The sequence below is a fragment of the Streptomyces sp. NPDC034086 genome (assembly GCF_055575515.1).
The window spans coordinates 344,496-369,810 of the sequence record NZ_JBVISM010000003.1; the positions used below are offsets into that span (position 1 = coordinate 344,496).

Consider the following 25,315-nt stretch of genomic DNA (forward strand, 5'->3'; position numbering starts at 1 on the left):
AACTGCGCCAGGGAAGAGGTGAGTGTGTGAAGATGAGTTTGTGCGCGAAGACGGAAAAATCAAGGTATTTCTCCTGGACGACCACGAAGTGGTACGTCGGGGCGTTCATGAGCTTTTGTCGGTCGAAGAGGACATCGAGATCGTCGGTGAGGCCGGCACCGCCGCCGACGCGCTGGTCCGCATCCCCGCCACCCGCCCCGACGTCGCCGTCCTCGACGTACGCCTCCCGGACGGCAGCGGTGTCGAGGTCTGCCGCGAGGTGCGTTCGCAGGACGAGGACGTCAAGTGCCTGATGCTCACCTCCTTCGCCGACGACGAGGCGCTCTTCGACGCGATCATGGCGGGCGCCTCCGGCTACGTCCTCAAGGCGATCCGCGGGAACGAGCTGCTCAGCGCCGTGCGCGACGTGGCGGCCGGCAGGTCGCTGCTGGACCCCGTGGCCACCGCGCGCGTGCTGGAGCGGCTGCGCGACGGCAACAACGGCAAGGGTGACGACCGGCTCTCGCACCTCACCGAGCAGGAGCGCAAGATCCTCGACCTGATCGGCGAGGGCCTCACCAACCGGGTCATCGGCGAGCGGCTGCACCTGGCGGAGAAGACCATCAAGAACTACGTCTCCAGCCTGCTGTCCAAGCTCGGCATGGAGCGCCGCTCGCAGGCCGCCGCGTACGTGGCCCGCCTCCAGGCGGAGCGCCGCTAGGGCGCCTCCGGCGCCGCCCCGGGACCGGCCCGCACCGGCCGGGACGGCGGGGCGGGTCCGCTCGACCGCGCCCGCACCGCCCGTCGAGCGGTTCCCGAGCGCGCCGCACCCGGGTGTGCCGTGGCGTGTGCGCCGGGATGGCGGGGGCGATTCGGGACCAACGTCCTCGGTCATCGGGGGCGTGCTCCCCTGTCCGGGCGCTCCGCGGGTGCCCGACAGTGGCTCCATGTCCCCAGAGGAGCTCCACGCCGTCGAACTGCTGCGCCGCGTGCCGTACGGCCGGGTCGCCACCAGCATGCGCGCCCTCCCCTTCCTCGCCGTCGCCCGTCACATCGTGGTGGACGGCAGGGTCGTACTGAGAATGCACGCCGGTTTCGGCTACCACCGGGCGTGCGCCGGCAGTGTCGTCGCCTACGGGGCGGACAACTTCCATTCCGGCGAGGCCGCGCTGTGGACGGTGCAGTTCACCGGTACGGCCCAACTCGTCGAGCCGTCCACCGCGGAACTGGAACTATTCGGACCGGCTCCGCATTTCGTGGACGGGAAGGTGTTCGACCCCGTCCACCTGCGCATCGAACCCCAGCTCGTATCCGTGCACACCCTCACCGGGAACCCGGTGCCGGAAAGCCGCGCGGGCTCAGCGGACCGGCCGTACCAGCACGCCTCGTGACCTGCCCTCACCAAGGAAAAGGGCCCGGCGGAATTCCTTCCTCCGGGCCCTTTCGCCTGTGCTGTCATTCCTCGCTGGCGGGACTTCCTCCGCCGCCCGTGGGCGCCGTCGGCTTGGTCGGCGGGTCCGTCGGGGGCGTGGGCTTCGTGGTCGGCTCCACCGGCGGTGTCGTCTTCTGCGCCGACGGCGTGCTGCTCGGCGTCGTCGGGGTGCTGCTCGGCGTGTACTTGGTGCGGCCCGGGGTCGGCTGGTAGGTCTCGTCGGTGTGCGAGCGGCCCGTCTCCGCGCTCGGGGTGGCCGACGGGGTCTCCTCCGTGCTGCCGCCGCTGCTCTGCGAGGCACCGGGCGTGCTCACGGTGGTCTTCGGCTTGTTGCCGCCCCCGCCACCGCCGCCGCCGAGACCGCCGGTCTTGATGGCGTACGCGACCCCGCCGGCGATCGCGAGGACCGCCAGCACCGCGAAGAGCCACGCCTTCCACGCACCGCCGCGGCGGCGGTCGTCGTAACCGTCGTAGCCGTCGTACCCGCCGTGACCGCCCTGGCCGCCGCCGTGGCCCCGGTTGCCGCCGCCGGGGAACGCCGTGCCGTCGTCCGGGTTCAGCGGGGGAACCATCGGCTGCTGGAACTGCGAGGTCGTGGCGTGCGCGGGGTACTGCTGGCGCGGGCCGCCGTTCTGCGCGGGCCCCATCGCCGAGGTGGGCGCGCCGCCCGGCTGGCCGTGCGGGAGCGTCATGGTGACGGGGCCGGTGTTCCAGGTGCCGGTGTTCGCGCCCTGGTCCTGGAGCATCTGGAGCGCGTACTGGACGAGCCCGCGCATCTCCTCGGCGCTCTGGAACCGGTCGTCCGGGTCCTTGGCCAGCGACCGCATGACCAGACCGTCGAGTTCCTGCGGGATGGAGCCGCCCTCGGGCAGCTGCGAGGGCGGCACCGGCGCGTCCTGGACGTGCTGGTAGACCACCGACAGCGGGGTCTCGCCGGTGAAGGGGGGCCGCAGCGCGAGCAGTTCGTAGAGCAGGCAGCCGGTGGCGTACAGGTCGGAGCGGTGGTCCACGGCCTTGCCGAGGGCCTGCTCGGGCGACAGGTACTGCGGGGTGCCCATGACCATGCCGGTCTGGGTCATCGTCGACTGCGCGCCGTGCAGGGCGCGGGCGATGCCGAAGTCCATCACCTTCACCGCGCCGGTGTTGGTGATGATGACGTTGGCGGGCTTGATGTCGCGGTGCACGATGCCGTGCTGGTGCGAGTACGCGAGCGCTTCGAGGACGCCGGAGACGATGATGAGCGCCTGTTCCGGGCCCGGGGCCTCGGCACTGATCAGCAGCTCGCGGATGGTGCGGCCCTCGACCAGCTCCATCACGATGTACGGGACCACGTTCGGGCCGACCCGGTCCTCGCCCGAGTCGTACACGGCGACGACGGCGTGGTGGTTGAGGCCGGCGACCGACTGCGCCTCACGGGTGAAGCGGGCCTTGGACACCGGGTCCTCGGCCAGGTCGGCGCGGAGCAGCTTGACGGCCACGGTGCGGCCCAGCCGTACGTCCTCGGCCGCGAACACCTCCGCCATGCCGCCGCGGCCCAGGCGGTGGGTCAGCCGGTAACGGCCGTCCCCCACGAGACCGCCCGCGCCCCAGTGCTCAGGACCGTCGGCCATCCCGGCGCCGTTTCCCTCGGGTTCGGGTGCCATCAGTCCTCGCCGTCGTCTCTCTCGTCCGCTCTAGCGGTGGGTCCCATCGGGTGCTCCGATGAACGCTACAGCCTCCGAACCGGTCACCGTTCGGCTACAGACGCCCCGTAGGCCCGTGGTCACGCAGCGGGCACCGGCTTGACGTGTGCTTGCCCTCCGGCAGACTGGGCGCGACATGCGCTCAGCCAGACGCGTAGGGAAACAGCCCGAGGGGAAGCAACAGTCATGAGCCAGGACGGCACGCAGGGCCGGTACGCAGGCGGCTCGCTGGCCGGTGGCCGTTACCAGCTAAGGGATCTGCTGGGCGAGGGGGGCATGGCCTCGGTCTACCTCGCGTACGACTCCGCGCTCGACCGCCAGGTCGCGATCAAGACCCTGCACAGCGAACTCGGGCGCGAGGCGTCCTTCCGCGAGCGCTTCCGGCGCGAAGCGCAGGCTGTTGCGAAACTGTCGCACACCAACATCGTCTCGGTCTTCGACACCGGCGAGGGAACCGTCACCTTCGGCTCCGGCGGGGGCGACGAGGCGGTCATGCCGTACATCGTCATGGAGTACGTGGAGGGGCAGCCGCTCGGCTCGGTCCTCGACGCGGACGTGCGCCAGTACGGCGCCATGCCGGCGGACAAGGCCCTGAAGGTGACGGCCGACGTGCTGGCGGCGCTGGAGACCAGTCACGAGATGGGCCTGGTGCACCGCGACATCAAGCCCGGCAACGTGATGATGACCAAGCGCGGCGTGGTCAAGGTGATGGACTTCGGCATCGCCCGTGCCATGCAGTCGGGCGTCACCTCGATGACGCAGACCGGCATGGTCGTCGGCACCCCCCAGTACCTCTCGCCCGAGCAGGCGCTGGGGCGCGGCGTGGACGCCCGCTCCGACCTGTACTCCGTGGGCATCATGCTGTTCCAGCTGCTGACGGGCCGGATCCCCTTCGACGCGGACTCGCCGCTGGCCATCGCGTACGCGCACGTCCAGGAGGAGCCGGTGGCTCCGTCGGCCGTCAACCGGTCGATCACCCCGGCGATGGACGCGCTGGTCGCGCGGGCGCTGAAGAAGAACCCGAACGAGCGCTTCCCCACGGCCGCGGCCATGCGCGACGAGATCATGCGCGTGATGTCCGCGGGTCACACTGGGGCCCCGGCCATCGTCCCCAACGCCGCCGTCGGCGGCAGCGGGGCGGGCGTCGGCTCGGCCGTCTTCCCGCCGGTGGACTCCGGCTTCCAGTCGCCGCCGCCGCAGTCGCTCCAGCAGCCGTACCAGGCCCAGACCCCGCCGCCGTCCCCGTACGCTCCGCAGCAGGCGCAGCAGCAGGGCGGTTACGCCTACCCGCACACCCCGGCGCCCGTGGCGCAGCAGCAGTACGCGCCGCAGACCCCGCCGCCGTTCACCATCTCGCCGACGCCCGCCCCGGCGGCCTCCTCGGGCGGCGGCAAGCGGAACACGCCGGTCGTGGCCGGAGCCGTCGCGGTGGCCCTGCTGGCCATCGGCGGCCTGGTCGCGGTGCTGAACATGGACGACGACGACAAGGGCAAGGGCGCGTCCCCGTCCGCTTCGGCGTCCGCGTCCGGTTCCGCGGTGGCCGGCCACAAGGGTCCGGACCCGTCGCGCACCATCGACGTGGAGAAGTGCAAGAGCCCGACGAAGTCCTACAAGGACGCCACCAAGGTCGTGGCCCCGGACTTCCGGTACAAGAACCTGCGCTCGGTCAAGGAATGCATCCAGGCCGCGGGCTGGAGGTTCGCCATCCAGGAGCGCGACGAGGCCGTCTACGGCCAGGACACCGTGCTGGAGCAGTTGCCGGCTTCCGGGACCGACGTGGCCAAGGAGGGCACGGAGTTCACGCTGGTCGTGTCCACCGGGAACCCGCAGTAGGCGGTACCGGTGGTCCTGGCGGCCCGGGCACCCTGACGGGCCACCCGGAATGCCCGCTTCGCCCCACTATGCAAGCCTGAGTGCGACGTCCGGCATCGGGCGTCCGGGCCGCATGGAAGGGGAGGGGCACCCCGTGACTCCACGCCTCCGCCTGTCGAACTGGACCGCAGGGGCCTCGCTGGCCGCCGCCGCGCTGCTGGCCACCGCGCCCGCGAGCGCCGCCCCGGCCGTCGCCGTGCCGGCCGCCGCCGTGCCGGCCGTCTCCGCGCCGGGATTCCCCGGCCGGGCGGACGAAGTGCCCGAGGAAGCGCACGAGGAGCTCGCCGGCAGCCCCGCGGGGGTCGGGCGGGAGCACCCCGGGCGGCCCGCCGACGAGCCGGCCGGCCCCGGCTCCACCACCGCCTCCCGTCCGGTGCGCCCGGTCCGCCCGGCGCACCGGGTCCCCGCGGCACGCCCCCTGCCCGAGCGGCCGGGGCGGGCCACGCCGCCGCCGAGCGCGGCCCCGAGCCCGGCGGTCCCCCTCACCGCGCTGGGCACCGACCAGAACGAACGGGCTGCCGACCTGGCCGCGGACCTCCTCCCGCTGGGCACCGGGCTGGCCCTGATGGGGCTGGGCCTCGGGTACATGGGCATGCGGCTGCGGCGGGGCCGGTAGCGGGTCCCCGCCGGGCCGTTCGGGGCGGGCGGGGCGGCGAGTTGACTTCCGGGCACGCTTGCACCAGCGAGCATACTCGGTATACATACTGAGTATGTCGATCCGTCACGGCCTTCTCGCGCTGCTGGAACGGGGCCCCCGCTACGGCTCCCAGCTGCGTACCGAATTCGAATCCCGCACCGGCTCCACCTGGCCGCTCAACGTCGGGCAGGTCTACACGACCCTGGCCCGTCTGGAGCGCGACGGACTCGTCGCCCCCGGCGGCGAGGACGAGGCCGGCCACACCCTCTACGCCATCACCGAAGGCGGCCTCGCCGAACTGCGCGACTGGTACGAGCGCCCCGTCGACCGCACCAACCCGCCCCGTGACGAGCTGTCCATCAAACTCGCCATGGCCGTGGGCGCGCCCGGCGTGGACATCCGCGCCGTCATCCAGGCCCAGCGGCACGCCACCCTCAAGGCGATGCAGGACTACACCCGGCTCAAGGCCCGGGCCCTCGGCGCCATCGAGAGCGGGCAGGCGCGCGAACGCGACGACCTGGCCTGGCTGCTGGTCCTGGAGCAGCTGATCTTCCAGACCGAGGCGGAGGCGCGCTGGCTCGACCACTGCGAGTCCCGGCTCGTCCGGCTGGCCGCGCTCGGCCCGGCGGACACGGCCGGCCGGGGACCCGAAACACCGGGCCCGTCCGGCGTCGGCAGCGCGTCCGGCGTCGGCAGCGCCTCCGGCCCGACCGGCGTCGGCAGCGCGTCCGGCGCGGGGCCCGCGGTGTCCTCGGCCGCCGGCAGCCCGGGCGCCACCGGCGCCACCAGCCCCACCAGCCCCGCCGCCCGCACGCGGCGCGGCTGAACGAACATCCCAGGGGGGATCCCTCATGCCCGGCCCACACCAGCACCACCACGGCTCACACCCCGTCCTCCAGCTGAACCGCCTCGTACGCACCCACGGCAGCGGCGCCACGGAGGTGCACGCCCTGCGCGGCGTCGACCTCGCCGTCCACCCCGGCGAACTCATCGCCGTCATGGGCCCCTCCGGCTCCGGCAAGTCCACGCTGCTCACGCTCGCGGGCGGACTCGACACCCCCACCAGCGGCAGCGTCCTGGTCGAGGGCGTCGACATCACCACCGCCTCCCGCAGGCAGCTGGCCGCACTGCGCCGGCGCAGCATCGGCTACGTCTTCCAGGACTACAACCTGATCCCGGCCCTCACCGCCGCCGAGAACGTGGCCCTGCCCCTCGAACTCGACGGGACCTCCGCCCGGAAGGCGCGCCGCGCGGCCCTCGCCGCGTTGAACGAGATACGCCTGCCGCAGGTCGCCGACCGCTTCCCCGACGAGATGTCCGGCGGCCAGCAGCAGCGCGTGGCCATCGCCCGCGCCCTGGTCGGCGAACGCCGCCTGGTCCTCGCCGACGAGCCCACCGGTGCCCTCGACTCCGAGACCGGCGAGTCCGTGCTCGCGCTGCTGCGCGCGCGCTGCGACGCGGGCGCGGCCGGGGTCCTCGTCACGCACGAACCCCGCTTCGCCGCCTGGGCGGACCGGGTCGTCTTCCTGCGCGACGGCAGCGTCGTCGACGAGACCCTGCGCAGCCAGGCCGATTCGCTGCTCTCCGGGCGGACGGCCGGCCTGTGACCTTCCCCCTCACCGCCTGGTACCACTCCTGGATCGCCGCCCTGCGCATCGCCCGCCGCGACGCGTGGCGCGCCAAGGGCCGCAGCGCCCTCGTCCTCGCGATGCTCGCCCTGCCCGTCATCGGGATGAGCGCCATCGACCTCACCTTCCGCAGTGCCCAGCTCTCCACCGACCAGCTGCTGACCCGCGAGATCGGCGCCGCCGACGCCCGGATCAGCCCCTCCGGACTGGACGCGGCCATCTACCAGCACCCCAACGGCGAGCAGTACGCGCCGGTCGGCGGCTACGACAAGTACCGGCCCGGCCGGGAGGAGGACCGGCAGCCGCTGAAGTCGGCGCTCCCGCCCGGAGTGCGGGCCGTCGAGGACAGCAGGGGCTTCGCCAAGACGCAGACCGCGCACGGACTGCTGGCGACCGACCTGCGCGAGCTGAACGTGCGCGACCCCCTGACCCGGGGCCTGATCACGCTCGGCCCGGGGCGCCTGCCCGAGGGCCCGGGCGAGGTCATCGCCACCCATGCCTTCCTGAAGGCCTCGGGCCTGTCCGTGGGCTCCTCCACGACCCCGCGCGGCTCCCCGGTGCCGTACCGGATCGTGGGTGCGTACGAGGTCCCGGACAAGCTCCTGCATCCCGAACTGCTCGCCCTGCCGGGCACCCTGCTCGATCCGCTCGACAAGGCGCTCAAGGCCACCGGAGCACCCGGGATCACTCCCCGGTCCTCCTACCTCGTCTCGGTGGGCGGCGATGGTTTCACGTGGAACATGGTCACGGAGGCCAACAAGCGGGGCGCACTCGTCCTTTCCCGCGCCGTCGCCCTGCACCCGCCGGCCGATTCCGAGGTACCGCTGTTCACGCAGCAGCCGAAGGAGCAGTTCACCCTGCCGGAGGCGGGCGGGGTGACCGAGCGGTCCGTGCTCGTCACCGTCGTCGGCCTCGCCATGCTGGAGATCTGCCTCCTCGCCGGACCCGCCTTCGCGGTCGGCGCCCGGCGCTCACGCCGCCAGCTGGGACTGGTCGGCGCCAACGGCGGCGACCGGCGGCACGTCCGGGCCGTCGTCCTCTCCGGCGGCATCGTGCTCGGCGCGGTGGCCGCGGTCATCGGCACGCTGACCGGCGTGGCCCTCACGCTCGGACTGCGGCCGCTGCTGGAGGAGAAGCTGGGCGCCCGCTTCGGCGGCTTCGAGGCGCGCCCGCTGGAACTGCTGGGCATCGCCCTGCTCGCCGTGGTGACCGGCCTGCTGGCCGCGGTCGCCCCCGCCGTCACCGCCTCCCGGCAGACGGTGCTGTCCTCCCTCACCGGCCGGCGCGGGGTGCGCCGCACCGGCCGGGTACTGCCCCTCATCGGGGTGCTCGCCATCGCCGGCGGCACGGTGATCGTGGTGTACGGGAGCCGCTACCGGGTCAGCACCACCTTCGTGATGGGCGGCAGTGCGCTCGCCGAGCTCGGCGTCGTCGCCCTCACTCCGCTGCTGGTCGGCGTGTTCGGACGGCTCGGGCGATGGCTGCCGCTGTCGCCCCGGCTCGCCCTGCGCGACGCCGTCCGCAACCGGGGGCGCACGGCCCCGGCGGTGGCGGCCGTGCTGGCCGCCGTCGCGGGGACGGTGGCGGTCTCGACCTACCAGCACAGCCGTGACGTCCAGTACCGGCACGAGTACGTCGCCGAACTCCCCACCGGGGCCGGATATCTGACGACCCGGGACAACAGCGGCCACAAGGACGTACCGGCCCTGCGCGACACCCTCTCCAAGACCCTGCCCGTGGCGGTACGGGCCGATGTGGACCGGCTGGTCGTGGGCAACCCGAACTGCTCCCCCAGCGGCGCGGCACAGGCGTGCGGACGGGTCGAGGTCATCGTCCCGAAGGAACAGCGCTGTCCGATCTCCGAAGCCGAGCACGGGGCGGCCTCCTTCCCGCCGGACCGGCTGCGAGAGCTGCGGCAGGACCCGCGCTGCGCGGAGAAGCGTTTCCGCACCCCCTTCCAGACCGTCGTCGCCGACGAGAGGCTGCTGCAGGTCCTGGCGGTCACCGACGCGGGCTCCGCGGCCGCGCTGAAGGAGGGCCGGCCCGTCTCCTTCAACCGGAACCAGGTCAAGGACGGGAAGGTCACCCTGCGGGTCGTCACCGAGACGGCCGCCGCCGAGAAGGCCGCGGAGCGGCGCGCCGAACCGCCCGGCCAGGACAAGGTCCTCGCCGTCCACCAGGCGCCCGACACCGCCACGGCCTGGGGCGTCGAACTGGTCCTGCCGCCCGCCGCCGCCCGCGCCGCGGGGTTCACGACGGCCCCCGTCGGCTCGTACTTCAGCCTCGACCGCAAGGCGGCCACCGAGGAACGGCAGCGGATGGACGGGGAGATCGACCGGATGGGCGCCGACGCCGAACTCGGTCTGGAGGAGGGCTACCAGGAGCAGCACACCCTGGGGCTGCTCATCCTCGGCCTGTTCGCGGGCCTGGTCACCATCGGTGCCGCCGGTATCGCGACGGGCCTGGCCCAGGCCGACTCGGAGGCCGACCTGAAGACCCTCGCGGCGGTCGGCGCGGCCCCGCGCGTACGGCGGACGCTCAGCGGCTTCCAGTGCGGGGTCGTGGCCCTGATGGGCGTGGTCCTCGGTTCCGCGGCCGGAATCCTGCCGGCGGTCGGGCTGCGGCTCACCCAGGAACGGGAGGAGCTGCGGCTCATCCGGTACGGCATCGAAGCGGGCAACGTCTCGGCGCTCGACACCGAGCTGTACGTACCGATCGCGGTGCCGTGGGAGACGCTGGCCGGCCTGCTGGTCCTCGTCCCGCTGGGCGCGGCGCTGCTGGCCACGCTGGTCACCAGGTCGAGCGGGGCGCTGGCCCGGCGGGCGGCCGGCTGAGGTCACCGCCCCCGTACAGGGTGGATCACGCCCGTACGGGGGCACACCGTGGGGAGACGCAGGTGTGCGAGAGAATGACGGCATGGAGATGCCGAGGAGTGAACGGTCGCAGGACAGCCCCCCGCACGTGCTGATCGTGGGCCAGGACGGGATGGCGGTCGGCGGCACCGATGACGAGTCGCGCGAGGTCCCGGTGACGGAGATGGTCGAACAGCCCGCCAAGGTCATGCGCATCGGCAGCATGATCAAGCAACTTCTGGAAGAAGTGCGCGCCGCACCTCTGGACGAGGCCAGCCGGGTCCGTCTGAAGGACATCCACGCGGCGTCGGTGAAGGAACTCGAAGACGGCCTCGCGCCGGAGCTGGTCGAGGAACTGGAGCGGCTCTCCCTGCCGTTCACCGAGGAGACGGTTCCCTCGGAGGCGGAACTGCGCATCGCGCAGGCACAGTTGGTGGGCTGGCTGGAAGGCCTCTTCCACGGCATCCAGACGGCTCTGTTCGCGCAGCAGATGGCGGCGCGGGCCCAGCTGGAACAGATGCGCCGGGCCCTCCCGCCGGGCGGCTCGCACGACGAGGACGGCGAGGACGGCCCCCACGGCGCGGTCCGCTCCGGCCCTTATCTCTGATCCCCGCACCGCTCGCGCGGTGCCGGCCGGGGCACCGTACCGGCCGCCCCGCCGCTGCCACGGGCTCCGTCCGGCCACCGCCGGACGGGGCCCGCGTCCGTTCCCGGGCGGTCCTCGCGGGGCGGGAGTCCGGCCGCACCCAAGTGGGCGGTGACCCGCGCGAGATGGGCCGCGCATACTCAGGGGCATGAGCTACGACGCCATCGTCCTCGCCGGCGGCGCCGCCCGGCGTCTCGGCGGGGCGGACAAGCCCACCCTCCACGTCGGCGGCCGCACCCTCCTCGACCGCGTCCTGGCGGCCTGCGCGGACGCCGCCCGGACCGTCGTGGTCGGCGCCCGGACGGCGACGGCCCGCCCCGTGCTCTGGACCCGCGAGGACCCGCCCGGCGGCGGCCCCGTGGCCGCGCTGGACGCCGGGATCCGCCGGACCACCGCCGGACTGGTCCTCGTGCTCTCCGCCGATCTGCCCTTCCTGGACCGGGACACCGTCCGGGCCCTGCTCGGGGCCGCCGCCGACGGCCCGGGTGACGGCGCCCTGCTGCGGGACGCGGACGGCCGCGACCAGCCCCTCGTCGCCGCCTACCGCACCGAGCCCCTGCGCCGTGAGATCGCCCTGCTCGCCACCGAGCACGGCACCCTGCACGGCCTCCCACTGCGGGCCCTCACCGCCGAACTCGACCTGACCCGGATGACCTCCGCCGCACCCCTGGCCTCCTTCGACTGCGACACCTGGGAAGACCTGGCAGCGGCCCGCGCCCGGATCAGGGAGCATGGGAACGTGCTGGAGCATTGGATCACCGCCGCCAAGACCGAACTCGGGATCGACGACGTCACCGTCGACGTCGCGACCCTGCTCGACCTCGCCCGTGACGCCGCCCACGGCGTGGCCCGGCCCGCGGCCCCGCTGACGACGTTCCTCGTCGGCTACGCGGCCGCCCGCGCCGAGGCCTCCGGCGCCGACCCCGTCCAGGCCGTCGCGGAAGCCTCCCGCAAGGCCGCCGACCTGGCACTGCGCTGGGCCGCCGAGGCCCAGAACCCCCACCCCGAGGAGACCGGCTCCGGATGACCCGTACCGACGCCGACGGCGCCCTGGACGAGGCCCTCGCCCTGGTCAGCCGCCACCCCGACCCCGGCGGCGCCGGCGGCCACCGCGCGGCCCCCTGGCTGCGCGCCCGCGAGACCGCCGCACGGGCGGGCACCGCCGTGCCCGCCCGCACCCACCGGGTGTCCTTCGCGGACGCGCTCGGCGAGGTGCTGACCGCGCCCCTGGAGGCCCTCAGCGACCTGCCGTCCTTCGACACCTCGGCCATGGACGGCTGGGCCGTCGCGGGCCCCGGCCCCTGGCGCGTCCTGCCCGGTGAAGGGATCCTCGCCGGGAACGAGCCGCCCGCGCCGCTCGCCGACGGGGAAGCCGTACGGATCGCCACCGGCGCCCGTGTCCCCGTCGACACCACCGCCGTGATCCGCAGCGAGCACGCCCGCGAGTCCGGCACCCAGCTGTACGCCGACCGGCCCGTCACCACCGGGCAGGACATCCGGCCGCGCGGCCAGGAGTGCCGCTCGGGCGACCTGCTGCTGCCCGTCGGCTCGCTCGTCACCCCGGCCGTGCTCGGCCTCGCCGCCGCCGCCGGGTACGACGAGCTGGTCACCCGGCCCCGGCCCCGCGTGGAGATCCTGGTCCTCGGAGACGAACTGCTCACCGAGGGGCGCCCGCACGACGGCCTGATCCGGGACGCCCTCAGCCCCATGCTCGGCCCCTGGCTCACCCGCCTCGGCGCCGAGGTCACCGGCACGCGCCGGCTCGGCGACGACCCGGCCGGGGCCGAGGCCCTGCTGGAGGCGGTCACCGGCTCCACCGCCGACGTCGTCGTCACCACCGGCGGCACCGCCTCCGGCCCCGTCGACCACGTCCACCCCGTGCTCGAGCGCGCCGGGGCCGAACTGCTCGTGGACGGGGTCGCCGTGCGCCCCGGGCATCCGATGGTGCTGGCCCGTCTCGGCGAGCGGGAGGAGGCCCGGCACGTGGTGGGCCTGCCCGGCAATCCGCTCGCCGCCGTGTCCGGGCTGCTCACCCTCGCCGAACCGCTGCTGCGCGCCCTCGCCGGCCGCCGCCAGCGGCCCCGCTACACGGTGCCGGTGGAGGGCGACGTGCCCGGCCACCCGTACGACACCCGGCTGGTGCCGGTGCTGCTGACCGACGAACACGCCGTACCGCTGCGCTACAACGGCCCCGCGATGCTGCGCGGGGTGGCGGGCGCCGACGCGCTGGCCGTCGTACCGCCGCACGGGGCCCGGTCGGGGCAGGACCTCGAGATCCTCGATCTGCCCTGGGCTGCGGGAGGATGTTTCACGTGAAACTCCACGGCCATGACGCCATGGCGCGGGGCGCCGACGAGAAGCTCGCCTCACGCCGCGTCAAACTCCCCAAGCGGGTCGTCGAACAACCGCTGCGGCAGGTCTCCCGGCGCCTGCTGATGGCCCTCTTCGTCCTGTGCCTGACGGTGCTGATCGTCTGGCTGGACCGCGAGGGCTACCACGACAACGCCAACGGGAAGGTCGACCTCCTCGACAGCGTCTACTACGCGACCGTGACCCTGTCGACCACGGGCTACGGCGACATCGTCCCCCACAGCGACAGCGCGCGGCTGGTCAACGTCCTGCTGATCACCCCGCTGCGCGTGCTGTTCCTGATCATCCTGGTCGGGACCACCCTGGAGGTCCTGACCGAACGGACCCGCGAAGAGTGGCGGCTCAACCGCTGGAGGAAGAACTTGCGTGAGCACACGGTCGTCGTCGGCTTCGGCACCAAGGGCCGTTCCGCCCTGCAGACGCTGCTGGCGACCGGCCTCCCGAGGGAGCAGGTCGTCATCGTGGACCCCAGTGCCAAGGTGATCGACATCGCCAACTCCGAGGGGTTCACCGGCGTCGTCGGCGACGCCACCCGCTCGGAAGTACTCCTGCGGGCCGAACTCCAGAAGGCCCGTCAGATCATCATCGCCACCCAGCGCGACGACACCGCCGTTCTGGTCACCCTGACGGCCCGGCAGCTCAACCGGGGTGCCAAGATCGTGGCGGCGGTGCGCGAGGAGGAGAACGCACCGCTGCTGAAGCAGTCCGGCGCGGACGCGGTCATCACCAGCGCCAGCGCGGCGGGACGGCTGCTGGGCCTGTCGGTGCTCAGCCCCAGCGCGGGCACCGTGATGGAGGACCTCATCCAGCAGGGCAGCGGCCTGGACCTGATCGAACGGCCCGTCACCAAGGCCGAGGCGGGCCGCAGCGTCCGCGACACCGGTGACCTCGTCGTCAGCGTCCTGCGCGGCCACCGGCTGCTCCCGTACGACGACCCGCACGCGAGCCCGCTCCAGCTGACCGACCGCGTGATCACCATCGTGCGGGCGGTACCCCCGGCCGGTCCGCAGGTCACCCTGGGCCCGGTGGAGTAGGCCCGGTAGATTCCGCGCCATGCATGCGATCACGATCGAGCGGCCCGGCGGCCCCGAGGCCCTGGTCTGGGCCGAAGTACCCGATCCGGTGGCGGGCGAGGGGGAGGTGCTCGTCGAGGTCGCGGCGAGTGCCGTGAACCGCGCCGACGTCCTGCAACGGCAGGGCTTCTACGACCCCCCGCCGGGCGCCTCCGTCCATCCCGGCCTGGAGTGCTCCGGGCGCGTCGTCGCACTCGGGCCGGGCGTCTCCGGCTGGGCGGTGGGTGACGAGGTGTGCGCCCTGCTGTCCGGCGGCGGGTACGCCGAGCGGGTGGCCGTCCCGGCGGGGCAGCTGCTGCCGGTGCCCAAGGGGGTGGACCTGGTGACGGCGGCCGCGCTGCCGGAGGTCGTCGCGACGGTCTGGTCCAACGTCTTCATGGTGGCCGGGCTGCGTCCGGGCGAGACCCTGCTGGTGCACGGCGGCTCCAGCGGGATCGGCACCATGGCCGTCCAGCTGGGCAAGGCCGTCGGCGCGCGGGTGGCGGTGACGGCGGGCGGCCGGGAGAAGCTGGCACGCTGCGCGGAACTGGGCGCGGACATCCTGATCGACTACCGCGAGCAGGACTTCGTGGAGGAGCTGCGGGCCGCGACCGGCGGGGCCGGGGCGGACGTGATCCTGGACATCATCGGCGCCAAGTACCTGGCGCGGAACCTGGACGCACTGGCCGTGAACGGCCGGCTCGCGGTGATCGGCCTCCAGGGCGGGGTCAAGGCGGAGCTGGACCTGCGCACCCTGCTGGCCAAGCGGGCGGCGATCACGGCGACCACGCTGCGCACCCGCCCGCTGGAGGAGAAGGCGGCCATCATGGCGGCCGTGGGGGAGCACGTGTGGCCCCTGATCACCGCCGGCCGGGTCCGCCCGGTGGTCCACGCGGCGTACCCGATGGCGGAGGCGGCCGAGGCCCACCGGGTCATGGAGGCCAGTAGCCACGTGGGCAAGCTGCTCCTGACGGTCTGACGCCGCACCGCCCCGGATCCGCACCGCGGCTTCAGCGCAGGGCCGCCGCGACGAGCCCTTCCAGGGCTTCGCGGGGAACCTCGTCGCCGGTCGGCAGGCGGTCGAGGACCAGGCCGTCCACGCAGGCCAGCAGGGTGAGCGTGCGGGCCTCCGGGTCGGGGACGCCGTACGCGGCCAGGAAGGCCCGTACGGTGTCGCGTCCGGCGTTCTCGCGGGGGACGAGGATCTCGCGCAGCTCCGGGTCGCGGACGCTCTCCAGGGCGCAGGCGTAGCGGGCCAGGGACCGCCGGCGTCCTTCCCCCGTGAGCCGGGCGGTGGTCAGCGCGGCGAGCGCGTCGGCCAGTTCGGCCGGGGTGCGGGGGAGCGGGGTCCGCTCCCCGGCGGCCTGGAGTTCGGCCTGGTCCCGGGCCACGAGGCGGCGTACGAGCGCGGTCAGCAGGGCGGCCCGGGTGCGCAGGTAGGCCGAGGTGGTGCCCGGCGGCAGCCCGGCCGCCCGGTCCACGGCCCGGTGGGTCAGCCCGCGCATGCCCTGGTCGGCCAGGACCTCGATGGCGGCGTCGGCCAGCAGGGTTCGTCGTTCTTCGCTCACCCCCTCTTTGTACACCCCTGCTTCTACAGCTGTAGAAGGCCCCGGGTACGCTGCGTCCCCAAGGCTTCTACAGGTGTAGAAATGAGGCGTGTGATGAGCCGGACGGCACTGGTCATCGGCGGGGGCATCGGCGGACTGGCGGCGGCGATCGGACTGCACCGCACCGGCTGGGACGTCACCGTGCTGGAACGCTCCCCCGTGCTCGACGACGCGGGGGCCGGGATCTCCCTCGCCGCCAACGGGATCCGCGCGCTGGACGCGCTGGGCGTCGGCCCGGACGTACGGAGGGCCGCGCGCCGCCAGTACACCGGCGGGACCCGCACTCCGGACGGGCGGTGGCTCTCCCGCCTGGACGGGGAGGCCGTCCTGATGACCGGCCTGCCGCGCGCCGCCCTGCACCGGCTGCTGCGCGAGGCCCTGCCGCCGTCCTGCCTGCGGACGGGCGTGGGCACCCTCGACGGGACACCCGCCCGTCCGGGCGCGGACCTGGTCGTGGCCGCCGACGGGGTGCGCAGCGGCATCCGCGCGCGGCTCTTCCCCGGTCACCCGGGCCCGCGCTACAGCGGGTCCACGGTGCTGCGCGCCATCACCCGGGCACCCGTGCGGACGGACAGCGACTTCGCACTGACCTGGGGCCGGGGGGCGGAGTTCGGGCACATCGCGTTCGCGGACGGCCGCGCCGAATGGCACGCCGTGCTCGCGGCGCCGCCGGGCCTGCGGCCCGCGGACCCGCTCGCGGCGCTCGGGCACCGCTTCGGACGCTGGCACAGCCCGGTGCCGGAGCTGCTGGCGGCGACCCGGCCCGAGGACGTGCTGCACCATGACGTCCACGAGCTGGTGACCCCGCTGCCCGCGTACGCCGTCGGGCGGGTGGCGCTGCTCGGGGACGCCGCGCACGCGATGACCCCGAACCTCGGCCAGGGGGCCTGCCAGGCGCTGGAGGACGCGGTGGTGCTGGCGGCGGAGCTGGCCACCGGGCCGTCGGTGGAGACGGCCCTGGCCCGCTACGACGCCGTGCGGCGGCCGCGGGCCGACGCGGTGGCCCGGGCGGCCCGCCGGGCCGGCCGGCTGGGCCACCGGCTGGCCCACCCCCTCGCGGTGAGCGCCCGCAACACGGCGCTGCGGCTGGCCCCCTCCGGGGCGAGCGTCCGCGCGATGCTGCGGCACACCGCCTGGACCGCCCCGGCCCTCCCGGCGGCCCGCTGAACCGGACACCGCCTCCGGCCCGGGCGGGCTCCGCCGGCCCGACGGGCTCCGCAGGCCCGGGCCGTGGCGCCGCGGTCCGGGCCTCGGGCCCGTCGGCCTAGAGGCCGCGCAGCAGCACCGCCGGGTTCTCGACGCAGTCGGCCACGTACCGCAGGAAGCCGCCCGCCGTGCCGCCGTCGCAGACCCGGTGGTCGAAGGTGAGGGACAGCTGCACGACCTGGCGGACGGCCAGCTCGCCCCGGTGCACCCACGGCTTCGGGATGATCCGGCCCACACCGAGCATGGCCGCCTCGGGGTGGTTGATGATCGGCGTGGAGCCGTCCACGCCGAACACCCCGTAGTTGTTCAGGGTGAACGTGCCGCCGGTCAGGTCCGAGGGGGCGAGCTTCCCCGCCCGGGCCAGCTCGGTCAGCCGGGCGAACTCCGCCGACAGGGACTCCGGGCTGCGCGTGTGGGCGTCCCGGACCACCGGGACCATCAGCCCGCGGTCGGTCTGCGCGGCGAAGCCCAGGTGCACGGCCGGGAGCCGGACGATCTCGTTGGCCGCGAGGTCCACGGTGGAGTTGAGCTCCGGGTACCGGGCGAGCCCGGCCGTGCAGATCCGGGCCAGCAGCGCCAGCACCGAGATCCGGGGGCCGTCCACGGCGTTCATCGCGGCCCGCGCAGCCATCAGCTCGGTGGCGTCCGCGTCGACCCAGCAGGTGGCCTCGGGGATCTCGCGCCGGCTGCGCGAGAGCTTCTCCGCCACCGCCCCCCGCAGCCCCTTGAGCGGGATCCGCTCCCCCGCCGGCGCCGACACGGGCGCGGCGGTAACGGCGGGCACGGCCACGGGCTCGGGGGCCCGCAGCGCGGCCTCCACGTCGGCCCGCAGGATCAGGCCCTCCGGCCCCGATCCGCGCAGCGACCGCAGGTCGACCCCGTTGTCCCGGGCCAGCTTGCGCACCAGCGGCGAGATCACGGGCACGGGCCCGGCGGACACCACCGGGGCGGCCGCCGCGACCGGTGCCACAGCGACCGGGACGGGCGCCGGAACCGGGACGGGCGCCGGCGCCGACACCGCGGCGGTGACGGGTCGCACCCGCCGCCGACGCGCCGGGCGCGCGTGGTCCGAGCCGTACCCGATCAACGGCCGGGGCGCGTCGGCAGAGGCCTCGGCATCCGCTCCCGCGGCCTGCGCTGCGCCGGCGGACGCCGGCTCCGCACCCACCGCCACGGTGATCAGCGGAGCGCCGACCGGCAGCTCCTCACCCTCCTCGCCGAACCGGGCGGTGACCACGCCGCCGTACGGGCAGGGCACCTCCACCATCGCCTTGGCCGTCTCGACCTCGACGACCGGCTGGTCGATGGCGACGACGTCGCCCACGGCCACCAGCCAGCGCACGATCTCCGCCTCGGTCAGCCCCTCGCCGAGGTCGGGCAGCCTGAACTCGAATACCTGCGGCATCAGCTCTCCCACTGCAGGCGGGCCACGGCGTCCAGGATCCGCTCCACACCGGGCAGGTGGTACTTCTCCAGCATCGGCGGCGGGTACGGGATGTCGAAGCCCGTCACCCGCAGCACCGGCGCCTCCAGGTGGTGGAAGCAGCGCTCCGTCACCCGGGCGGCGATCTCCGCGCCCGGCCCGCCGAAGCCGCCGGCCTCGTGGACCACCACCGCGCGCCCGGTGCGGCGTACGGAGGCGACGACGGTCTCCTCGTCGAAGGGGACGAGCGAGCGCAGGTCCACGACCTCCAGGTCCCAGCCCTCCTCGCGGGCCGCCTCGGCCGCCTCCAGGCAGACCGGCAGCGAGGGACCGTACGTGATCAGGGTGGCGCTCGTGCCGGCCCTGCGCACCAGGGCCTGCCCGATGCCCGGGACGGCCGCGGGCGCCTCCGGCGACCACTGCGCCTTGGACCAGTAGAGCCGCTTCGGCTCCAGGAAGACCACCGGGTCGTCACTCGCGATCGACGCGCGCAGCAGCCCGTACGCGTCCTCGACCGTCGCCGGGGTCACGACGGTGAGCCCCGGGGTGGCCGTGTAGTAGGCCTCGGAGGAGTCGCAGTGGTGCTCGACGCCGCCGATCCCGCCGCCGTACGGCACGCGGATGGTGATCGGGAGCGGCATCGCGCCCCGGGTGCGGTTGCGCATCTTCGCCACGTGCGAGAGGAGCTGCTCGAAGGCCGGGTAGGCGAACGCGTCGAACTGCATCTCCACGACCGGCCGCAGCCCGTACATGGCCATGCCGACGGCGGTGCCCAGGATCCCGGCCTCGGCGAGCGGGGTGTCCGTGACGCGGTCCTCGCCGAACTCCTTCACGAGCCCGTCGGTGATGCGGAAGACACCGCCGAGCGCGCCGACGTCCTCGCCCATCACGTGGACGGTGGGGTCATCGGCCATCGCGTCGCGCATGGCACGGGTGAGCGCCTGCGCCATCGTCGCGGGCTTCGCGGCAACGGTCGTCATCACTCTCCCTCCGCTTCCAGCTCGGCGCGGAGCACGGCGGCCTGCTCGCGCAGCCGGCCGGTCTGCTCCGCGTAGACGTGCGCGAACAGGTCCATCGGGTCGACGACGGGGTCGGCGTTCATCCGCTCGCGCAGGTCCGCCGCCATCGCCTCGGCCGCGTCGCGCGCCTCCTGGACGCCCTCGGCGTCCAGGATCCCGCGCGCGGTCAGCTCGCGCTCCAGCAGGTCCACCGGGTCGTGCGCCTTCCAGGCCTCGACCTCGGCGTCCGTGCGGTACCGGGTGGCGTCGTCCGCGTTCGTGTGGGCCTCCATCCGGTAGGTGACGGCCTCGATCAGGGTCGGCCCGCCGCCCGAGCGGGCCCGCTTCACCGCCTCGGTGAGGACCTCGTGCATGGCGGCGACGTCGTTGCCGTCGACCAGCCGGCCGGGCATCCCGTAGCCCACGGCCTTGTGGGCCAGCGTGGGAGCGGCGGTCTGCTTGGCGAGCGGTACGGAGATCGCGAAGCCGTTGTTCTGGACGAGGAAGACCACCGGGGCCTGCCACACGGCGGCGAAGTTCAGCGCCTCGTGGAAGTCGCCCTCGCTGGTGCCGCCGTCGCCGACCATGGCGAGCGCGACGACCTCGTCACCGCGCAGCCGCGCGGCGTGCGCCAGGCCGACCGCGTGCGGCAGCTGGGTGGCGAGGGGGGTGCACAGGGGGGCTATGCGGTGCTCGCGGGGGTCGTACCCGGTGTGCCAGTCGCCGCGCAGCAGCGTCAGCGCCTGGACGGGGTCCAGTCCGCGCGCCACGGCGGCGAGGGTGTCGCGGTAGCTCGGGAAGAGCCAGTCCTGCTCCTCGAGGACCAGGGCGGCCGCGACCTCGGCGGCCTCCTGCCCGACGGTGGAGGGGTACACGGCGAGACGGCCCTGCCGGGTCAGCGCGGTGGCCTGCGCGTTGTACCGGCGTCCCCGCACCAGCTCGGTGTAGTACCGGCGCATCAGGGCGGGGTCGAGCCCCTCCGCCGCCGGAGTGCCCAGCACCCGGTAGGGCTCGGGGTCCGGAAGCAGCGGGGCGGCTTCCGTACGGGGCCTCCAGGCGGGCGGCGGGGTGACCTGGTGCGACGCACCGGCACCGGGCAGCTCTTGGACCGTCATGGCGGCGTACACCTCCTCGTGGGAAGCGGGCAGGGGACGCCACGTGTGAGGCGCCTCACCAACCGATTGTTCGGTCGTTGGCGCAATTTGGCTACAGGCGGCTCCAGGCTGTGGACAAAGTGGCGCCGGGGCCCTGGGATGGGTGCAGGACGTCCAGGAGAGGGAGGCAGGGGGCAATGCCGGATGAACAAATGGCCGGAGCGGGTTCCGCACCGGTCCCACCGGGGGGCGCACCGTCGGGCCCGCCCGTCCCGCCCCGCCCCCTGGACCCCATCGACCGTTCGATCATGCGGTTGCTCCAGGCGGACGGCCGGGCGTCGATACGGTCGGTGGCGGAACAGGTGCACGTCTCGCGCGCCAATGCCTACGCGCGGATCAACCGGCTGATCGACGACGGGGTGATCCGCGGCTTCACGGCCCGGGTCAACCACGAGCGGGCGGGCCAGGGCGCTTCGGCGTACATCACGCTGAAGATCGTCCAGAACTCCTGGCGGACGGTGCGCGAGAAGCTGCGCGAGCTTCCGGGCGCGGCGCACATCGCCCTGGTCAGCGGGGATTTCGACGTCCTGCTGCTGGTCCACACCCCGGACAACCGCACCCTGCGGGAGCTGGTGCTGACCCGGCTCCAGGCCATCCCGGAGGTGCTGTCGACGCGAACGCTGCTGGTGTTCGAGGAAACGGATCTGCTGGACCCCGGACCGCCCGGCGGCCCGGCCCTGGCCGAGGACTGACCGGCCCCTCGCTCCACGGCAGGACGCGCGTCCGCCCCGGCCCCGCACCCGCGCGGCCGGGGCCACCGGGCCGGGCCGCCGGCCGTACTACGCGGCCGGGGTCGTGCGCAGGCCGTCCAGGGCCATGCTGACCACCGCGTCCGCGAGCTGGTCGGGGGTGGTGCCCGGGTGCGGGCGGTACCACTCGACCAGCGAGTTCACCATCCCGAACAGCAGGCGGGTGGCGAGCCGGATGTCCACGTCGGCGCGCAGGTCCCCCTCGTGGGCGGCGGCCTTGAGGAGCTCCGCGACCTGGTGGTCGAACTCGCGGCGCCGCTCCAGCGCCCAGCGCTCGGTGCGGGTGTTGCCGCGCACCCGCAGCAGGAGGGTGACGTACGGCAGTTCCGCGACCAGGACCTCGACCGTGCGGCGGGTGACGTACTCGACCCGGGTGACCGCGCGGCCCCGTACGGCGCCCGGCTCCTCCAGGATCGCGAAGAGGCCGTCCAGGGCCCGGCTGACGGCGCGGTGGAGCAGCTCCTCCTTGCCCGCGACGTGGTGGTAGATCGAGGACTTGGAGATGCCGGCCGCCTTGGAGAGGTGCTCCATCGAGGTGCCGTCGTAACCGCGCTCGTTGAAGACCTGGACGGCGACGGACAGGAGCGTCTCCGGGGTGTAGGTGTCCCGCCTGGCCGTGGTCACGCGGCGCCCTCCCCGTCCCCGTCCTCGTCCTCACCGGCGGCGTAGCCCAGCTTGAACAGGGCCAACGAGGGGGCGTAACGCCCGCCCGGGCAGCGTTCGTCGAGGTGGTGCAGCAGGTCGTACGCCCAGTCGCGGCCGAGCCGCGCGTGCCATTCGGACGGGCCCAGCGGGTAGTTGACGCCGAGCCGCATCGCGGTGTCGATGTCCTCGGCGGAGGCCACCCCGCGCGCCACAGCGTCGGCGGTGAGGTCGATCAGCATCGCGACGGTCCGGGCGACGATCATGCCGGGGACGTCACCGATGACGGAGACCTCCTTGCCGAGCTTCTGGAAGAGCCCGATCGCCTCGGCGAGGGTGCGTCCGGTGGTGTCCTCGCCGGCGGACAGCGCGATCCGGGTGGCCCGGCGGTAGTCGAGGGCGAGGTCGAAGTAGACGACGTCGGTGAACTCGACCGAGGTCTTGCCGTCCGCGAGCACCAGCTGGCCCTCGCCGGGCAGCTGGATGTACGGGCCCCCGTGCCCGGTGGTGGTGACCGGGATGCCGGCCTCCTCCATGAGGTCCGCCAGGGCGGCGGCCGGGCCGAGGTCACCGACGACGGTGACCTTCTCCGGCGCCTCCTCGGGGCCCGCCGTGTGCGGGGCGGGCGGCTGCGCGTCCCCGGCGTACGGGAACCAGCCGTGTCCTGTCTTGCGGCCGAGACGGCCCGACTGGACCAGCCGGCGCTGGGCGAGCGAGGGGGTGAACTTGGGGCTGCGGAAGAAGGAGTCCCAGACGGAGCGGGTGACGGCCTCGTTGACGTCCTGGCCGATCAGGTCGGTCAGCTCGAAGGGGCCCATCCGGAAGCCGCCGCTCTCGCGCAGGACCGCGTCGATGGTGGCGGGGTCGGCGCCCTGCTCCTCGTACACCGCGAAGGCCTCGGCGTAGAAGGGGCGGGCGATCCGGTTGACGATGAACCCCGGGGTGTCGGCGCAGCGGACCGGCGTCTTCCCCCAGCCCAGGACGGTGCGGTACGCGCACTCGGCGGCGGCCGGGTCGGTCGCGTGGCCGCTGATCACCTCGACGAGGGGGAGCAGCGGGGCCGGGTTGAAGAAGTGCAGGCCGAGGAAGCGCCCGGGGTGCGCGAGACCGGCGGCGAGCTCGGTGACGGAGAGGGAGGAGGTGTTGGTCGCGAGCAGCGCGTCCTGCGGAACCACCGCTTCGAGGGCCGTGAACAGCGCGCGCTTGACGGCCACGTCCTCGACGATCGCCTCGATCACCAGGGCGGCGCCGGCGAGCCCGGTCAGGGCGTCGGCGCAATCGAGCCGGCGGACGGCCTCGTCGGCCTCGGCCCGGTCGAGCCGGCCCTTGGCGACCAGCCGCTCGACCCGGCCGGCCACGGTCCGGACGGCCTCGCGGGCCCGCTCGGGCGCGGAGTCGTAGAGGCGTACGGGATGACCCGCGAGGAGGGCGACCTGCGCGATGCCCTGGCCCATGGTCCCGGCGCCGATGACCGCCACGGTGCGGGCCCGCTCGATTGCTGTCATGTCCTGATCCTCCCGCACGCGGTTGTCCACAGGTCCGCCGGGCCCTCTTGTACCGACCGATCGTTCGGTTACTCTAACTCCAGTCTGCTCTTCTTCACCCGCCCCCGCCCGATCCCAGTCTGCGAACCAGCCTGATCCCGCCCGGCTCAACGAGGAGTTGGTCCCTGATGGCCGCCGAGCTCACCGTCCCCCAGCTGACCGAGAAGCACCGGACCACCCTGGACCAGGCGCTGGATGCCATCCGCAGCCGCGCCTACTGGTCCCCGCACCCCGAGCACCCCAAGGCCTACGGGGAGGGCGCCCCGGCCGACGGGCTCGCCGCCTTCGAGGCCGTTCGCGGCTCCCGCTTCGACCTCGGGCAGCCCGGCACCGACGGCTGGGCGGGCGGCGAGGTCTCGCCGTTCGGCCCGGAGCTGGGCGTGGAGTACCCGCACGTGGACCCGGACGTGCTGCTGCCCGCGATGCGGGCCGGCATGGGCGCCTGGCGCGACGCCGGACCGGAGACGCGGGCCCTGGTCTGCATCGAGATCCTGGCCCGCATCGGCGCGCGGACGCACGAGTTCGCGCACGCGGTCATGCACACCAGCGGCCAGGCCTTCATGATGGCCTTCCAGGCCGGCGGCCCCCACGCGCAGGACCGCGGCCTGGAGGCCGTGGCGTACGCGTACGAGGAGCAGACCCGGGTTCCCGGGCGGGCCGCCTGGTCCAAGCCGCAGGGCAAGAAGGACCCGCTGGAGCTCGGCAAGACCTTCACGGCCGTGCCGCGCGGCATCGCGCTGATGATCGGCTGCAACACCTTCCCCACCTGGAACGGCTACCCCGGCCTGTTCGCCTCCCTCGCCACCGGCAACGCCGTCCTGGTCAAGCCGCACCCGCGCGCCGTGCTGCCGCTGGCGCTGACCGTGAAGGTGGCCCGCGAGGTCCTGGCCGAGGCGGGCTTCGACCCGAACCTGGTCGCCCTGGCCGTCGAGCGGCCGGGCGAGGGCATCGCCAAGACGCTGGCCGTCCGCCCGGAGATCAAGATCATCGACTACACCGGGTCGACCGAGTTCGGCGACTGGCTGGAGACCAACGCCCGCCAGGCCCAGGTCTACACGGAGAAGGCGGGCGTCAACACCGTCGTCGTCGACTCCACCGACGACTACAAGGGGATGCTGTCCAACCTGGCGTTCTCGCTGTCGCTGTACAGCGGCCAGATGTGCACCACCCCGCAGAACCTGCTGATCCCCCGCGACGGCATCGCGACGGACGCCGGCCACAAGTCGTACGACGAGGTCGTGGCCGACCTCTCCGCCTCGGTCGGCGGCCTGCTCGGCGACGACGCACGCGCCAACGCGCTGCTGGGCGCGCTGGTGAACCCGGACGTCAAGGCCCGGCTGGAGGCGGCGGCCGGTCTCGGCGAGGTCGCGCTGGCCTCCCGCGAGGTGGCGAACCCGGAGTTCCCCGACGCGGTCGTGCGCACCCCGGTGATCGTGAAGCTCGACGCCGGGAAGCCCGACCCGGAGGCGGCCTACCTCTCCGAGTGCTTCGGCCCGGTCTCCTTCGCGGTGGCGGTGGACTCCACCGCGGACGCCCTCGACCTGCTGCGCCGTACGGTGCGGGAGAAGGGCGCCATGACCGTGGGGGCGTACACCACCTCCGCGGACACCGAGCGGGCCGTGGAGGAGGTCTGCCTGGAGGAGTCGGCGCAGCTGTCGCTGAACCTGACCGGCGGGGTCTTCGTCAACCAGACCGCGGCCTTCTCCGACTTCCACGGCTCCGGCGGGAACCCGGCGGCCAACGCCGCGCTGTGCGACGGGGCGTTCGTCGCGAACCGCTTCCGCGTGGTGGAGGTCCGCCGCCAGGCCTGACGGCGACCGCCGGCCACCGCGTACGGGCCCG

22 protein-coding genes are annotated in these 25,315 nt (G+C 74.0%); 15 read left to right on the plus strand and 7 right to left on the minus strand.

The genetic code is table 11. The features are described from left to right. Positions 1-40: 40 nt before the first annotated feature. Both ACZ514_RS11525 and ACZ514_RS11530 read left to right on the plus strand, forming a co-directional pair. On the plus strand, positions 41-700 hold the full coding sequence (locus ACZ514_RS11525) for a response regulator (protein WP_469124611.1): 660 nt from the start codon (positions 41-43) through the stop codon (positions 698-700). A gap of 226 nt (positions 701-926) precedes the next feature. Then, on the plus strand, positions 927-1,370 hold the full coding sequence (locus ACZ514_RS11530; protein ID WP_468163915.1) for a pyridoxamine 5'-phosphate oxidase family protein: 444 nt from the start codon (positions 927-929) through the stop codon (positions 1,368-1,370). A 64-nt stretch (positions 1,371-1,434) separates the two neighbouring features. Here the strand turns inward: ACZ514_RS11530 and ACZ514_RS11535 are convergent, their stop codons facing one another. After that, entirely contained in the window at positions 1,435-3,054 is a 1,620-nt protein-coding gene (locus ACZ514_RS11535; RefSeq protein ID WP_468163917.1) for a protein kinase domain-containing protein, read from the minus strand. Positions 3,055-3,279: 225 nt separating this feature from the next. Here ACZ514_RS11535 and ACZ514_RS11540 point away from each other — a divergent pair, with 225 nt between their 5' ends. From ACZ514_RS11540 to ACZ514_RS11585, 10 genes are all read left to right on the plus strand, one after another. Then, positions 3,280-4,926, plus strand: a complete 1,647-nt coding sequence (locus ACZ514_RS11540) for a Stk1 family PASTA domain-containing Ser/Thr kinase (protein WP_468163919.1) — start codon at positions 3,280-3,282, stop codon at positions 4,924-4,926. A gap of 133 nt (positions 4,927-5,059) precedes the next feature. Further along, positions 5,060-5,581 (plus strand): hypothetical protein, encoded by a 522-nt coding sequence (locus ACZ514_RS11545; RefSeq protein ID WP_469124612.1) that lies wholly within the window; start codon positions 5,060-5,062, stop codon positions 5,579-5,581. A gap of 94 nt (positions 5,582-5,675) precedes the next feature. Then, positions 5,676-6,428 carry a PadR family transcriptional regulator gene (locus tag ACZ514_RS11550; RefSeq protein WP_469124613.1) on the plus strand — a complete coding sequence of 251 codons (753 nt, stop codon included), beginning with the start codon at positions 5,676-5,678 and terminating at the stop codon, positions 6,426-6,428. A gap of 25 nt (positions 6,429-6,453) precedes the next feature. After that, positions 6,454-7,209, plus strand: coding sequence for an ABC transporter ATP-binding protein (locus tag ACZ514_RS11555; protein ID WP_468163925.1), 756 nt, complete (start codon positions 6,454-6,456; stop codon positions 7,207-7,209). A 101-nt stretch (positions 7,210-7,310) separates the two neighbouring features. Beyond that, positions 7,311-10,064 carry an FtsX-like permease family protein gene (locus ACZ514_RS11560; protein WP_469124695.1) on the plus strand — a complete coding sequence of 918 codons (2,754 nt, stop codon included), beginning with the start codon at positions 7,311-7,313 and terminating at the stop codon, positions 10,062-10,064. A gap of 82 nt (positions 10,065-10,146) precedes the next feature. Further along, complete coding sequence (locus ACZ514_RS11565) at positions 10,147-10,689, plus strand: bacterial proteasome activator family protein (protein ID WP_468163927.1); 543 nt, start codon at positions 10,147-10,149, stop codon at positions 10,687-10,689. Positions 10,690-10,876: 187 nt separating this feature from the next. Next, positions 10,877-11,755 carry an NTP transferase domain-containing protein gene (locus ACZ514_RS11570; protein WP_468163929.1) on the plus strand — a complete coding sequence of 293 codons (879 nt, stop codon included), beginning with the start codon at positions 10,877-10,879 and terminating at the stop codon, positions 11,753-11,755. After that, the gene (locus ACZ514_RS11575; RefSeq protein ID WP_468163931.1) at positions 11,752-13,044 is read left to right on the plus strand and encodes a molybdopterin molybdotransferase MoeA; all 1,293 of its coding nucleotides are present in this window, start codon (positions 11,752-11,754) and stop codon (positions 13,042-13,044) included. Before ACZ514_RS11570 ends, ACZ514_RS11575 begins: the two co-directional genes overlap by 4 nt. Next, positions 13,032-14,132: a potassium channel family protein gene (locus tag ACZ514_RS11580; RefSeq protein ID WP_468163933.1), complete on the plus strand. Its 1,101-nt coding sequence runs from the start codon at positions 13,032-13,034 to the stop codon at positions 14,130-14,132. The genes ACZ514_RS11575 and ACZ514_RS11580 overlap by 13 nt, the downstream gene beginning before the upstream one ends. A 19-nt stretch (positions 14,133-14,151) precedes the next feature. Beyond that, entirely contained in the window at positions 14,152-15,129 is a 978-nt protein-coding gene (locus ACZ514_RS11585; RefSeq protein WP_469124614.1) for an NAD(P)H-quinone oxidoreductase, read from the plus strand. Positions 15,130-15,160: 31 nt separating this feature from the next. Here the strand turns inward: ACZ514_RS11585 and ACZ514_RS11590 are convergent, their stop codons facing one another. Beyond that, positions 15,161-15,718: a TetR/AcrR family transcriptional regulator gene (locus tag ACZ514_RS11590; RefSeq protein WP_468163937.1), complete on the minus strand. Its 558-nt coding sequence runs from the start codon at positions 15,716-15,718 to the stop codon at positions 15,161-15,163. Positions 15,719-15,811: 93 nt separating this feature from the next. Between ACZ514_RS11590 and ACZ514_RS11595 the strand changes: the two genes are divergently transcribed. Then, positions 15,812-16,924, plus strand: coding sequence for an FAD-dependent monooxygenase (locus ACZ514_RS11595; protein ID WP_469124615.1), 1,113 nt, complete (start codon positions 15,812-15,814; stop codon positions 16,922-16,924). A gap of 97 nt (positions 16,925-17,021) precedes the next feature. On the opposite strand, the gene ACZ514_RS11600 is transcribed toward ACZ514_RS11595, so the two are convergent. The 3 genes from ACZ514_RS11600 to pdhA are packed head-to-tail and all read right to left on the minus strand — an operon-like array spanning position 17,022 to position 20,499. Further along, positions 17,022-18,368 (minus strand): dihydrolipoamide acetyltransferase family protein, encoded by a 1,347-nt coding sequence (locus ACZ514_RS11600; RefSeq protein ID WP_469124616.1) that lies wholly within the window; start codon positions 18,366-18,368, stop codon positions 17,022-17,024. Then, complete coding sequence (locus ACZ514_RS11605) at positions 18,368-19,366, minus strand: alpha-ketoacid dehydrogenase subunit beta (protein ID WP_468163943.1); 999 nt, start codon at positions 19,364-19,366, stop codon at positions 18,368-18,370. The genes ACZ514_RS11600 and ACZ514_RS11605 overlap by 1 nt, the downstream gene beginning before the upstream one ends. Further along, positions 19,366-20,499 carry a pyruvate dehydrogenase (acetyl-transferring) E1 component subunit alpha gene (gene pdhA, locus ACZ514_RS11610; RefSeq protein WP_468163945.1) on the minus strand — a complete coding sequence of 378 codons (1,134 nt, stop codon included), beginning with the start codon at positions 20,497-20,499 and terminating at the stop codon, positions 19,366-19,368. Before pdhA ends, ACZ514_RS11605 begins: the two co-directional genes overlap by 1 nt. Positions 20,500-20,675: 176 nt before the next feature. Here pdhA and ACZ514_RS11615 point away from each other — a divergent pair, with 176 nt between their 5' ends. Next, positions 20,676-21,230: an Lrp/AsnC family transcriptional regulator gene (locus ACZ514_RS11615; RefSeq protein ID WP_468163947.1), complete on the plus strand. Its 555-nt coding sequence runs from the start codon at positions 20,676-20,678 to the stop codon at positions 21,228-21,230. 87 nt (positions 21,231-21,317) lie between these two features. On the opposite strand, the gene ACZ514_RS11620 is transcribed toward ACZ514_RS11615, so the two are convergent. Beyond that, positions 21,318-21,911: a TetR/AcrR family transcriptional regulator gene (locus ACZ514_RS11620; protein ID WP_468163949.1), complete on the minus strand. Its 594-nt coding sequence runs from the start codon at positions 21,909-21,911 to the stop codon at positions 21,318-21,320. Further along, the gene (locus ACZ514_RS11625; RefSeq protein WP_469124617.1) at positions 21,908-23,434 is read right to left on the minus strand and encodes a 3-hydroxyacyl-CoA dehydrogenase; all 1,527 of its coding nucleotides are present in this window, start codon (positions 23,432-23,434) and stop codon (positions 21,908-21,910) included. Before ACZ514_RS11625 ends, ACZ514_RS11620 begins: the two co-directional genes overlap by 4 nt. A 167-nt stretch (positions 23,435-23,601) precedes the next feature. Between ACZ514_RS11625 and paaN the strand changes: the two genes are divergently transcribed. Beyond that, positions 23,602-25,284, plus strand: coding sequence for a phenylacetic acid degradation protein PaaN (paaN, locus tag ACZ514_RS11630; protein ID WP_469124618.1), 1,683 nt, complete (start codon positions 23,602-23,604; stop codon positions 25,282-25,284). Positions 25,285-25,315: the final 31 nt, after the last annotated feature.